The 11,917-nt window shown below is 62.9% G+C and carries 11 protein-coding genes; 3 read left to right on the top strand and 8 right to left on the bottom strand.

Going from position 1 to position 11,917, the window contains the following annotated elements:
• The first annotated feature begins 116 nt into the window (after nt 1-116).
• The 3 genes from K0P03_RS01845 to glf are packed head-to-tail and all read left to right on the top strand — an operon-like array spanning nt 117 to nt 4,675.
• Nucleotides 117-2,165, top strand: a complete 2,049-nt coding sequence (locus tag K0P03_RS01845; protein ID WP_272788751.1) for an O-linked N-acetylglucosamine transferase, SPINDLY family protein — start codon at nt 117-119, stop codon at nt 2,163-2,165.
• Nucleotides 2,166-2,212: 47 nt separating this feature from the next.
• Nucleotides 2,213-3,505, top strand: a complete 1,293-nt coding sequence (locus tag K0P03_RS01840; protein WP_272788750.1) for a hypothetical protein — start codon at nt 2,213-2,215, stop codon at nt 3,503-3,505.
• A gap of 12 nt (nt 3,506-3,517) precedes the next feature.
• A complete protein-coding gene (gene glf, locus K0P03_RS01835) occupies nt 3,518-4,675 on the top strand; it encodes a UDP-galactopyranose mutase (protein ID WP_272788749.1) in 1,158 nt (385 codons plus the stop codon).
• Nucleotides 4,676-4,754: 79 nt separating this feature from the next.
• On the opposite strand, the gene K0P03_RS01830 is transcribed toward glf, so the two are convergent.
• The 8 genes from K0P03_RS01830 to flgA form a co-directional block, all read right to left on the bottom strand.
• On the bottom strand, nt 4,755-5,936 hold the full coding sequence (locus K0P03_RS01830) for a flagellin N-terminal helical domain-containing protein (RefSeq protein ID WP_024270502.1): 1,182 nt from the start codon (nt 5,934-5,936) through the stop codon (nt 4,755-4,757).
• 327 nt (nt 5,937-6,263) lie between these two features.
• Entirely contained in the window at nt 6,264-7,445 is a 1,182-nt protein-coding gene (locus tag K0P03_RS01825; protein ID WP_272788748.1) for a flagellin N-terminal helical domain-containing protein, read from the bottom strand.
• Between the two features lie 293 nt (nt 7,446-7,738).
• Nucleotides 7,739-8,485 carry a flagellar type III secretion system pore protein FliP gene (fliP, locus tag K0P03_RS01820; protein ID WP_024270504.1) on the bottom strand — a complete coding sequence of 249 codons (747 nt, stop codon included), beginning with the start codon at nt 8,483-8,485 and terminating at the stop codon, nt 7,739-7,741.
• Nucleotides 8,482-9,000 (bottom strand): flagellar basal body-associated FliL family protein, encoded by a 519-nt coding sequence (locus K0P03_RS01815; RefSeq protein WP_272788747.1) that lies wholly within the window; start codon nt 8,998-9,000, stop codon nt 8,482-8,484. Before K0P03_RS01815 ends, fliP begins: the two co-directional genes overlap by 4 nt.
• A 29-nt stretch (nt 9,001-9,029) precedes the next feature.
• The gene (gene flgH, locus K0P03_RS01810) at nt 9,030-9,740 is read right to left on the bottom strand and encodes a flagellar basal body L-ring protein FlgH (RefSeq protein ID WP_023517384.1); all 711 of its coding nucleotides are present in this window, start codon (nt 9,738-9,740) and stop codon (nt 9,030-9,032) included.
• Nucleotides 9,737-10,285: a MotE family protein gene (locus K0P03_RS01805; RefSeq protein WP_023517383.1), complete on the bottom strand. Its 549-nt coding sequence runs from the start codon at nt 10,283-10,285 to the stop codon at nt 9,737-9,739. The genes flgH and K0P03_RS01805 overlap by 4 nt, the downstream gene beginning before the upstream one ends.
• On the bottom strand, nt 10,282-11,394 hold the full coding sequence (locus tag K0P03_RS01800) for a flagellar basal body P-ring protein FlgI (protein WP_037407019.1): 1,113 nt from the start codon (nt 11,392-11,394) through the stop codon (nt 10,282-10,284). The genes K0P03_RS01805 and K0P03_RS01800 overlap by 4 nt, the downstream gene beginning before the upstream one ends.
• On the bottom strand, nt 11,394-11,903 hold the full coding sequence (flgA, locus tag K0P03_RS01795) for a flagellar basal body P-ring formation chaperone FlgA (protein WP_272788746.1): 510 nt from the start codon (nt 11,901-11,903) through the stop codon (nt 11,394-11,396). Before flgA ends, K0P03_RS01800 begins: the two co-directional genes overlap by 1 nt.
• Between the last annotated feature and the right edge of the window lie 14 nt (nt 11,904-11,917).

The raw sequence follows: 11,917 nt of genomic DNA, 5'->3' as shown, positions 1-11,917 counted from the left end.
CTTCCCTTCCCGCAAAACGACCAGCCCGACGCAAGTCAACTCCGATAGCAAGGCAGACGAGCTCCTTTCGAGCCGTTCAACCGCCCGGCCAGCAGGCCCCCTTGCCGCAGGATGTCATGACCGTCAGCACCCCCATTCTCGCCGATCCCGCCGCATCGTTCCTCAACATCCTCGGACGGGCCCGCAACCAGCAGCTTTCGCTGGCCGAGCTGTTCCAGATGACGGAAGGCCTGACGGCGGCCGGGGCGACGGCGCAGGCGGGCGAACTCTACAAGATCTGGATCGCCTTCAACGACAGCAACCCTTTGCTGCACCTTGCCTATTTCAATTATGCGGTTGCACTCTCGAAGGCCGGCGATGCGGCCGGCGCGCTGCAAGCCCTTCGCGCCGCGGTGCGCATCAACCCGCAATTCGGGCAGGCGCATATCAATCTCGGCAGGACGCTCGAAGACTGCGGTTTGACGGGACAGGCCGTACAACAATGGCGCATCTATGCCGATGCGACCGCCGACGTCACGCCGGACAGGATCAGCAATCGCCTGCTCAGCCTTCAGCATATCGGCCGCGTTCTGGAGGGCACAGGACATCTGGAGGAGGCCGAGGCCGCGCTCTGGCAGGCCATGGAGCTGCAGCCATCGCGTCCCGAGGCGGCACAGCACTGGATCTCGCTGCGCATGCGCCAGTGTAAGTGGCCGGTCTTCACGCCCTCCCTCCACGTTACGCCACGTCATTTCATGGATGCGACCTCGTCCATGACGATCGCCTGCTACACGGACGATCCCATTTTCCACCTGGCAAAGGCCCACCGCTACTGCCGCACGAATGTCGGCCGCCCGGCCGATCTCCAGGACTTCGCGCGCAATCCGGTGCAACAGAAATCCGGAACCGGGCAGCGGCTACGCATCGGCTACGTCTCCTCGGACCTGCGTCAGCACGCGGTCGGTTTCGCGCTCAGCGAAGTGCTCGAACTGCATGACAAGGCGAGTGTCGAGATCTTCGCCTATTATTGCGGCGACCCGGCGCCTCTCGACCAGACCCAGGCACGCATCAAGCAGGCTGTCGACCATTGGCGCGATATCACCGCGCTCAGCGACATCGACGCCGCCCGCCAGATCGCTGCCGACGCGATCGACGTGCTCGTCGACGTCAACGGCTATACCAAGCATGCCCGCACCAAGATCTTCGCCTACCGGCCGGCACCCGTCATCGTGAACTTCTGCGGCTACCCGGGCACCGTGGCAAGCCCCTACCACCAGTACATGATCGCCGACGAGCATATCGTGCCGCCGGAAAACGAGATCTACTACACCGAGAAGGTCCTGCGCATCGCGTGCAACCAGCCGGTGGACCGCAAGCGTGCCGTCTCTCCGCGCCCGACACGCGCCAGTGTCGGCCTGCCCGAAAACGCCTTCGTCTTCGCGAGCTTCAACGGCATGCAAAAGATCACCGCCGCCTGCTTCGGGCGCTGGATGGCGATCCTCCTTGCAACGCCCGGCAGCGTATTGTGGCTGCTTGCCGGCGACGACAGCGTCAACGAGCGCCTGAAGCAGATCGCGACCCAGAACGGCGTTGCGCCGGAGCGCATCATCTTCGCCGGCAAGGCACAGAACCCCGACCACCTCGCCCGCATCGGCCTTGCCGATCTCTTCCTCGACACCTTCCCCTACGGCGCCCACTCGACGGCGGCCGACGCCATCACCCAAGGCCTGCCGGTGCTGACCATCGAGGGCAAGAGCTTCGCCTCGCGCTTCTGCGCCAGCATCGCTTCGGCTGCCGGCATTCCCGAGATGATCTGCTCCGGCCCGGATGACTACGTGCAAAAGGCCGTCGCCTTTGCCCGGAACCCGGCAAGCCTTGCCGCAGTGAAGGGCTCGCTCCAGCGCCAGCGGGAGACCTGCGCACTGCGCGACATGCCGGCCCTTGCCCGCCGCCTCGAAGCGCTGTTCTGGCAGATGCAGGGTGACGCCGAACGCGGTGAAACGCCGGTGCCAGACCTGCGCAACCTCGACGTCTACTACGAAATCGGCGCCGAGCTTGCTGCCGCCGGGATCGAGTTCGAGACCGACGAGGCCTACCGGCTGCGCTACCGTGAGGCACTCGCCCGCCTCGATGAACACGCCCCGCTCTGGCCCGATGCCCGCCTCTGGCCCGCACCGGCCCCCTGACCCTTAGGCCCGCCCGCAATCCTGAAGTTCTGAATGACGAGGACAGCATGACCCCCGTAATCCTGGTGACCTTTGCCGGACGGCAGAAGCGAATGGAAATCCTCACCCAGTATGTCCGCCGGGCGATGGATCTCGGGATCATCGACGAGTGGCACATCTGGGATTTCACCCGCTCGGCTGAAGACCATGCCTGGGTGAGCCGGGAGTTCGGCCCGGTGCGCTACATGGGCTCGAAAGTGCCCTACCAGCCGGTCGGGGGCGTTTCGCGCCAGGCCTCGTTCCGCACCAGTGCCCGCATCCGGCACGACCTGCACATCACCCTCACCCCGCATGACCGGCCGAACGATCACTATGAATTCGTGGTCGGCGGCTGGCGGAACACCCATTCGGCGATGCGCAAGATCCCGCGCGAAAAGCTGGAGAACCCCGAGCGCGGCGACGATGCCAACCTGTGGAGCGCGCCGACGCCCGGTGTGCTCTCTCCCGGCCGGCCGAACGATGTCGTGCTGTCACTCGATGCGGCCGGCGCACCGACGCTGCGCGTCAACGGCGTGACCATCGGCAGCTGGCCGGAACTCGACTTCTCTGCCGGCGCGGGCGTGCAGATGCGCGGCGGCTGGGGCGCGGACCTCGAGCTCTGCGATGCCGGCGCCGCCACGCGGCGCTATATCGGCAATCCGAACGAGCAGATGCCCTACTGGCAGGCCTACGACTATTATGCCACGCGGCTGGAGGCCTTCTCCGATGCGGTGTTCCTGAAATGCGACGACGACATCGTCTATCTCGACATCGACGAACTTGACGGCTTCATCCAGTTCCGGCGGAACAACCCGCATTACTTCGTCGTCTCGGCCAATGTGGTGAACAACGGCGTCTGCGCCTATTTCCAGCAGGCCGCCGGCTCCATTCCACCCGCTGTCGGCCATTTCGAGTTGCCGCCGGGCGGCTTCGGCGGCAGCCTCTGGGAGAGCGCCGAGCGGGCCGTGAAACTTCACGACTTCTTCCTCGGCCAGGGCGGCAGGACGCTCGCCCTTCCGGCCAGGGTCGTCGACTGGACGGAGCGGCAGTCGATCAACTTCATCGCCTGGCTCGGCCGCGATCTCGTGCACATGGCCCTGCCCCAGGGCGACGACGAGCACGCACTGACCATCGGCGTTCCGACGCTCCTGCAGCGCCCGACGGCAATCTATTCGGATTTCACCGTCAGCCACCTGAGCTTCGGTCCGCAGGAGCGCGGATGGGACCCAAGCCCGCTCGTCGAGGCCTATGAAGTACTCATGCGCGAACGCCTCTTTCCGGTTGACGAGGCGCCGCAGCTCGCCCTGCGGGCGACAGGCTGAGGGCCGGGTTCCATGCGCATGAAGGAAAAAATCCTCATCGTCGGCGCCGGCCTTTCCGGCGCCGTCATCGGCCGCACGCTTGCCGAGGCCGGCTACACTATCGAGATCGTCGACCAGCGAAACCATATCGGCGGCAACTGCCACACCGAACGGGACGAGGCGACCGGCGTGATGGTGCATGTCTACGGGCCGCATATCTTCCACACGGACGACATAGAAGTGTGGGACTATGTGAACGGTTTCATGACCTTCATGCCCTACAAGAACCGCGTGAAGGCGACGAGCGGCGGGCAAGTCTATTCGCTGCCGATCAACCTGCATACGATCAACCAGTTCTTCGGCAAGAGCTTCCGGCCGGACGAGGCGCGCGCCTTCCTGGAAGAGCAGGCGGACAAGACGATCACCGACCCGCAGACCTTCGAGGAGCAGGCACTGCGCTTCGTCGGGCGCGACCTCTACGAGGCCTTCTTCAAGGGCTATACGCAGAAACAGTGGGGTTGTTCGCCGACCGAGCTGCCGGCCTCGATCCTGAAGCGCCTGCCGGTGCGCTTCAACTATGAGGACAACTATTTCTTCCACAAATACCAGGGCATGCCGGAGACCGGCTATACCGAGATGATCGCACGGATCCTCGATCATCCGAACATCACGGTGGCCCTGGAGACCGGCTTCCGGCGCGGCGAGAAGACCGGCTACAGCCATGTCTTCTATTCCGGTCCGCTCGACGGCTACTTCGACTACGAACTCGGCCGGCTCGGCTATCGCACGCTCGATTTCGAGCGCTTCACCTATGAGGGCGACTATCAGGGCTGTGCGGTGATGAACTATGGCGACGTCTCGGTGCCGTACACCCGTATCACCGAGCACAAGCATTTCTCGCCCTGGGAGAACCCCGCGGGCTCGGTGTGCTACCGCGAGTTCTCGCGCGCCTGCGAGCCGGACGACATTCCCTACTACCCAATCCGCCTGGTGGACGAAAAGGCGCAGCTTGCCGACTATGTCGCCCGCGCGGAACAGGAGGCCGACGTTACCTTCGTCGGGCGCCTCGGCACCTACCGCTATCTCGACATGGACGTGACGATCCGCGAGGCACTCGATACGGCGCGGCTCTATCTCTCCCGCCGCGCGGAGAATGCCGCAATGTCGACCTTCCTGCACCCGCCACTCTGACGCGGGCCAGCCAAACGAAAGAAGGCCCCGGATAGTCCGGGGCCTTCTGGGAACCGTGAAAGGTCCTGTCGTCTTCGGATTAACGGAAGAGCGTGAGGATGCTTTCCGAAGCCGAGTTGGCGATCGACAGCGACTGGATGCCCAGCTGCTGCTGCGTCTGCAGCGCCTTCAGGCGGGTCGATTCTTCGTTCATGTCGGCGTCAACCAGACGGCCGATACCCTTGTCGATGGATTCCGTCAGCTTGGAGACGAACTCTTCCTGGAGATCGATGCGCATGCCGAGCGAACCGAGGTCGGCGGCCGCGCTGGTCATGTCTTCGAGCGCCGTGTCGACCATCTGGATCAGGTCGTCGAGTTCGGCACCAGTGGTGGTGTTGGTGATCGTGAAGCCGGAAACGGTGGCGTCCGGAATGGTGGAGGTCGCCGTCTGCGTTTCGTCGATGGCCCACACAGCACCGCCGCTGTCCGTCGCGAAAATCTCGTGGTCCGTTGCACCGGACTGATCAACCGCAGCAACCCACGTATCATCGGCGACCTTGACGTAGCCGGCAAAACCGTTCGTGCCGCCAGAAGCCACGACACCGAGGGAGTCAAACGTCGCACCGTCTGCGATGACCTCAGCGGTCGTGTAGCGAATGACATTGTAGGTGTCGGTCGTACCACCGATGTTGACGTTGACGGCCACGCCGTTGCCGTCAATGGCGGTTTCGCGGTCGAGGATACCCTGCTTGCCGCCGGTCGAGTCGAACAGGACCGTGGTCGCGTCGAGGTCGTAGTCGACCTTCTTCACCGACACATTGCCGCTGGCATCACGAACGAACGACGCAACGACGCTCGTCTTGGTACCGACATCCGCCTTCAGCCAGTTTTCGCCGGAGAAGGAGGCAGCATCGGAGATGCTGACGAGTTGCTGCTGCAGCTGGGTGATTTCTTCCTGGATCTTGTCCTTGTCGACGCCGTCTTCCGTGGCGGCGACCAGCTTCTTCTTGATTTCCTTGACGACTTCGACCGAGGAATTCATACCGGCATAGGCGGTATCAACCTTGGCGGCACCAAGGCCGAGGGCGTCCTGAACGGCGGAGAGTGCCATGTTGTCGGAGCGCATGGTGGTCGCGATCGACCAGTAAGCGGCGTTGTCGGACGCGCTACCGACGCGCAGGCCCGAAGATACGCGCGCCTGCGTTTCTTCCATGCTGCTGCTGATGGAGCGCAAGGTCTGGAGCGCGGACATGGCCGCAACGTTGGTAAGAATGCTCGTCATAAGAGTACTTGCCCCTGATTGGCTGAACGATAAGGGACATTCCGGGTTTCACCGGGAGCGGCAGTCAGCATCATGCCCACTAAATCCTTGATTTTTCAAAGATCAGTTTGCCGCTTCGATGGCCTTAGCTAATGCCAACATGGTTAAAGCTTTCCTAAGCGGCGCAGAAATTCGGGGGCAGATGGAGTTTTTTTACAACCTTCGCGCGCACGCGCGTGCCAGAAAAGGGTTAAAAAAACGATAAGGCCGCCCCCTTTCGGGAGCGGCCTTATCGAGGTGTTTGATCGAACGGTCAGCCCCCGTTCGTCATTCCCATGTGCTTGCCGATTAACGGAAGAGCGACAGGATGTTCTGCGACGAGCTGTTGGCGATCGACAGCGACTGGATGGCCAGCTGCTGCTGCGTCTGCAGCGCCTTCAGGCGGGTCGATTCTTCGTTCATGTCGGCGTCGACCAGGCGACCAACGCCCTTGTCGATGGATTCCGTGAGCTTGGAAACGAACTCGTCCTGGAGGTCGATGCGCATGCCGAGCGAGCCGAGGTCAGCAGCCGCGCTGGTCATGTCTTCGAGCGCCGTGTCGACCATCTGGATCAGGTCGTCGAGTTCGGGACCCGTCGTTGCAGCGGTGATCGTGAAGCCCGAAACCGTCGCATCCGGAATGGTGGACGTCGCCAGCTTCGTTGCGTCGATGGCCCATACGGCACCGCCGCTATCCGTTGCGAAGATCTCGTGATCCGTCGCGCCAGACTGGTCGATCGCTTCTACCCAGGTATCGTCAGCAACCTTGACGTAGCCGGGGCGACCAGCCGTACCGCCAACTGCAACGTCGCCGCCGGAGTCGAATGCTGCGTTGTCGGCGATGACCTCGGCGGTCGTGTAACGGACCACGTTGTAGGTGCTCGTCGTGCCGCCGATGTTGACGTTGACTGCAATACCGTTGCCGTCGATCGAGGTCTCGCGGTCGAGGATACCAGCTTTGCCGCCGGTTGCGTCGAACAGAACCGTCGAAGCGTCGAGGGCGTAGTCGACCTTCTTGACCGAAACGTTGCCGCTGGCATCACGAACGAAGGATGCAACGACACTCGTGTTGTCGCCGACATTCGCCTTCAGCCAGTTTTCGCCGGAGAAGGAGGCAGCATCCGAGATGCTCACGAGCTGCTGCTGCAGCTGGGTGATTTCTTCCTGGATCTTGACCTTGTCAACGCCATCTTCCGTTGCCGTTACCAGCTTCTTCTTGATTTCCTTGACGACTTCGATCGAGGAATTCATACCGGCATAGGCGGTGTCAACCTTGGCGGCACCAAGGCCGAGAGCGTCCTGAACGGCGGAGAGCGCCATGTTGTCGGAGCGCATGGTGGTCGCGATCGACCAGTAAGCAGCGTTGTCGGACGCGCTACCGACGCGCAGGCCCGAAGATACGCGCGCCTGCGTTTCTTCCATGCCGCTGTTGATGGAGCGCAGCGTCTGGAGGGCAGACATGGCTGCTGCGTTGGTGAGAATGCTCGTCATTATCGTTGTCCCTTTGAACATAATACTGGTGGGGGACATACCGGACTGAAAACTTTACCGGTTACGGCGGTTCGGCATCATGCCAACTCGGTTTCTCCAGGGATCTGAAGGGATACCAAACCCGTCGTGTCTGAGCAAAACTCGCAGCCAATCATTGCCAACTCCTTAAATCGACAAAGTGCTTTCGAGCGACCGCCAAGTATGGTTAACCGCTGGTAAAATTTTATGGTTAAGAAAAGCTGACGCGCCTGAGCAACGCCAGGACGGCCACGCGATTTTACTGCCGGAATACTTTAGCTGAAGGAGCGGACCAGGCTGCCAACGAGCAGGTTCCAGCCGTCGATGAGGACGAAGAACAGGATCTTGAAGGGCAGCGAGATCGAGGTCGGCGGCAACATCATCATACCCATGGCCATGGTGATGGTGGCAACGATCATGTCGATGACGAGAAAAGGCAGCACGACGAGGAAGCCGATCTCGAAGCCGCGGCGGATTTCCGAGATCATGAAGGCCGGGATGACGACGCGCAGGTCCGCGACGTTGTTTTCGACGACCGTCTGGCCGCGCTCTTCCGCAAGCGAGATGAAGAGTTCGAGGTCCTTGTCACGGGTATTGGCGACCATGAACTCTCGGAAAGGTTCGGCGATGCGCTTGGCCGCCTCCGTCTCGTCGATCTGGTTGGCGATCAGCGGTTCCACGCCGTTCTGCCAGGCCCGGTCGAAGGTCGGAGCCATGACGTAGAAGGTCATGAACAGCGCCAGCGAGACGAGGATCATGTTGGAGGGCGTCGTGGCGAGGCCCATGCCGGAACGAAGAATCGAGAACGCGATGACGAAGCGCGGAAAGCTCGTCACCATGATGAGGATGCCGGGCGCCACTGAAAGCACCGTGAGCAGGCCGAAAGTGCGGATGATCCAGGAGGCGACCGACCCGTCGACCTGCGCGTTCAGCAAATCACCCGGCAGCTGCAATTGCTGCTGGGCGTAGGCCACGCCGGTCATCGCCATCATGGCGACGAAGGTCAGAAGGGCTCGAATCATTCGATCACAAAGGTCCGGAACATGACGTTGGTTACGCGCCCTTCGGACCGAAGGTCAACCCGCTCCTGCAGGTCTTCCCGGAGATATTGGAACCCGCGCGGCCCCTGCACCTGCTGCAGCGAGACCGTGCGCATGTAGGCGAGGATGTCCTGGTGGATTTCCTCGGCCAGCTTGACGTCGGGCACGCCCTTGAACATCAGCGCCACTTCGAGGCGGATGCGGTTGTCCGAGGGATAGGCGAGGTTGCTGGTGATCGGGTCGAGCAGCACGATGCCGTTTGCCTCGGTCGAGATATGCGGCACTTCCTGCGCCGCCTCGCCTTCCGCACCTCCCTCGCCGCCGGCTTCCGCCTTCGCCACCTCTTCCGCCGGCTTTTCGGCGGGCGGCGGGGCCAGCATGTTGCCCACCAGCCAGCCGCCGCCAGCCGCAAGCAGCGTCAGCACGGCGATGGCCGCGATGGTGATGACCAGGGTCGGCTTCTTCTTTTCCGCGACGACCGCGTCTTCGTCCGCCATGTTCGTCTTCCAGTCTTGTCAGGGCTTGGTCAAAGCGGCGAGAGCAGATCGACGGCCTGCTGGCCCCATGGCGGCTGCTGCACTTCGGTCAGGCGACCACGACCACCATAGGAGATGCGGGCTTCCGCGATGCGCTCATAGGCGATCTGGTTGTCGGCATCGACATCCTGCGGGCGCACGATACCGGCGACGTTGAGGATGCGCAGCTCGTGGTTGACGCGCACTTCCTGCGAACCGCTGATCAGGAGATTGCCGTTCTCGATGACGCCCGTCACGACAGCGGCAACGAGCAGGTTCAGTCGCTCGGACCGTTCCGTCGAGCCGTCGCCCTTGGTGCTGGTCGAGGAGCCGTATTTAAGGTCGGCTTCCGTATCGACCTTGAAATTGTTGCCCGAGCCGCCGAAACCGAAGTTCATGCCGCTTTTGTTGGTACGCGAACGGTCGGTCTTGTTGTCGAACGTGGCGCGATCGTTGACGCGGATGTTGACGGTCAGGATGTCGCCGACCTTGAAGGCGCGCGAATCCTTGAAGAGCGCAGACTGCTGGTCGCTCCAGATCGAATAGCCGGCGACCGCGGTGCGCGGCTGCTTGGGATACATGGCCATCTGCGGCGTTTCCGCGTAGTTGAGGCCGCTGCCGATCGGGCTCATCGAGGGAGCCCTGCCGATTTCGTCGATGGCCTGGCTCGTGCAGCTCGAAAGCGTGAGCGCCACGGCGAGTGCGGAGGCGATCTTCTTCATGACGGGTCCTTTGCCTTTGACGTATTCGGATCGCCCGCAATGGCGATGAGACGGGTGAGCAGCGCAGCCTTGTCGGCCGGCATTTCAGCCAGAATGGTGCTCGACTGGCGCGGCGGCAGCTTCATGACGATCGCCGAGGCGATCTCCGGATTGATTTCGGCAAGCTGCGCAGCCGCGGCGTCAGGCTTCATCTTGCGATAGATCTCGACGAGCCCGCCCTCGGCCGTCTTGAGGAAGTTGTTGCGACGGTTCAGCCAGTCCTCGTATTCGGCGCGACGGGTTTCCAGCGTCTTGATGCGCGCGTCGATATCCTTCTGGAGGTTTTCCAGTTCCTGCTTCTGAAGCAGGTAGCGCTGGTCGCGCGCAGCGTCTGCGATATTCGTGCAGAACTCGCGGATCTCGTCGGCGGTCGCCTTGGTCGTCATGATGACGGGGCGTTCCTCGGCGAAGGCGCCGGGAATGGCCATGAGCACGAAGCCGGCCAGCGGCAGTGCGAGCTTGCGCACCAGCGTCTTCACGGCAACAAGAGTCGTGACATCGGTCATTGCAGTACCAGTTCTGCCTGGAGGGCGCCTGCGGTCTTGATGCTCTGCAGGATGGAGATGATGCCATCCGGCTTGACGCCGATACTGTTGAGACCGGTGACCAGCGAGCGCAGGCTCGAACCGTCGAGCAGGGCGACCGTGCCGCCATCCTGCTGGACGAGGATGTCCGTGTTCGGCTCGATCGCCGTCTCGCCTCTGGAGAAGGGTTCCGGCTGCACGACCTTCGGCATTTCGTTGATCTGCACCGTGAGCGTTCCGTAGCTCACCGCGACAGGTGAGATGCGGACGTCCTGGCCGATGACGATCGTCCCGGTACGCTCGTTGACGACGACACGCGCGGGCGCATCGGTCTCGATGACGAGGTTCTCGATATCGGCCATCAGGCGGGAGAGATCCGCCATCTTCGGCTTGGAAACGTAGACCGACTGCGAATCGCGCGACTCGGCGATCGGCGATCCGTACTGTGCGGCCGCATAGCGGTTGATCGCGTCCGCCATGCCGACGGACGTGGAGAAATCGGGGTTGCGCAGCTGCAGCACGAGATCGGAGCTGTCCTTGAAGCGCGAGGGAAGCTCACGCTCGATGATCGCGCCGTTCGGTACGCGGCCGGCCGTGGTGACGCCCTGCTGCACCGTGGCGGCCTCACCGCCGGCGCTGATGCCGGTGACGACGATCGAACCCTGCGCGACTGCGTAGATCTGGCCGTCGGCGCCGGAGAGCGAGGTCATGACAAGCGTGCCGCCACGCAACGACGAGGCATCGCCGAGCGAACCGACGGTCACGTCGATGCGGCTGCCGGGGCTCGCGAAGGGCGGCAGGTTGGCGGTGACGAGCACGGCCGCGATGTTCTTCGCGCGCGTCTGGGTGCCCACCATGGAGATGCCGAGATTCTGCAGCATCGCCCGCATGGACTGTTCCGTGAAGGGCGAGGACCGCATGCTGTCGCCCGTACCCTGGAGGCCGACGACGAGGCCGTAGCCGATCAGCTGGTTGTCGCGGCCGGCCTGCAGCGAGGCGACATCCTTGATGCGGGCTGCCGGCAACGCCGGCCCGGCTGCCAGCATGAGGCAGGCGAGGACGGCAAGGGCACGGGAGAATAGATCACGCATCATTTCGCCACCACATGCACGGTTCCGTCCGCCATGACCGTGCCGGAGACGATCACGCCCGAATCCTTGTTGCGGACCCGGATGAGTTCGCCGACGGCGGCATCCTGCAGAGGCGTGCCGTTGGTGCGGATGACGAGCGAGCCATCGTCGAAGACCATCTGCACGGTGGTGCCACGGTTCACGAGAAAAGGTTCACGCAGGGCCGAGACGAGGATGACGCGGCCGGGCAACAGGGTGCGCTTGGTGATGAGCCCGTTGACGTCGGAGATGCTTTCGGCAAATCCCTTGACGATGTTCGGGTTGGTCACCTCGACCACCTCGAGCTGCCCCGCCTGGATCTCCTCGCCGGGATAGATGATGCGCTTGGGCACGACGGCGGTGCGCACATCGGCCAGAGCCGCATCGGCCACGAGAAGACCGACGAGCGCGGCGGGCGCGACGAGGGCCGCGCGCCACCGGGCTGACAGGGTCTTTCCACTCCGAAGAGCTGCTTTCAGGCGAAACATCATGTTCCCCGCGTGTT

The organism is Shinella sp. HY16, from assembly GCF_028534175.1.
GTDB lineage: Bacteria > Pseudomonadota > Alphaproteobacteria > Rhizobiales > Rhizobiaceae > Shinella.
This window is presented reverse-complemented; position numbering and strand designations above follow the sequence as displayed.

Coding starts and splice junctions, on each gene's coding strand:
- K0P03_RS01845 (WP_272788751.1), top strand. CDS start 117: ATGACCGTCAGCACCCCCATTCTCGCCGATCCCGCCGCATCGTTCCTC.
- K0P03_RS01840 (WP_272788750.1), top strand. CDS start 2,213: ATGACCCCCGTAATCCTGGTGACCTTTGCCGGACGGCAGAAGCGAATG.
- glf (WP_272788749.1), top strand. CDS start 3,518: ATGCGCATGAAGGAAAAAATCCTCATCGTCGGCGCCGGCCTTTCCGGC.
- K0P03_RS01830 (WP_024270502.1), bottom strand. CDS start 5,936: ATGACGAGCATTCTTACCAACGTTGCGGCCATGTCCGCGCTCCAGACC.
- K0P03_RS01825 (WP_272788748.1), bottom strand. CDS start 7,445: ATGACGAGCATTCTCACCAACGCAGCAGCCATGTCTGCCCTCCAGACG.
- fliP (WP_024270504.1), bottom strand. CDS start 8,485: ATGATTCGAGCCCTTCTGACCTTCGTCGCCATGATGGCGATGACCGGC.
- K0P03_RS01815 (WP_272788747.1), bottom strand. CDS start 9,000: ATGGCGGACGAAGACGCGGTCGTCGCGGAAAAGAAGAAGCCGACCCTG.
- flgH (WP_023517384.1), bottom strand. CDS start 9,740: ATGAAGAAGATCGCCTCCGCACTCGCCGTGGCGCTCACGCTTTCGAGC.
- K0P03_RS01805 (WP_023517383.1), bottom strand. CDS start 10,285: ATGACCGATGTCACGACTCTTGTTGCCGTGAAGACGCTGGTGCGCAAG.
- K0P03_RS01800 (WP_037407019.1), bottom strand. CDS start 11,394: ATGCGTGATCTATTCTCCCGTGCCCTTGCCGTCCTCGCCTGCCTCATG.
- flgA (WP_272788746.1), bottom strand. CDS start 11,903: ATGATGTTTCGCCTGAAAGCAGCTCTTCGGAGTGGAAAGACCCTGTCA.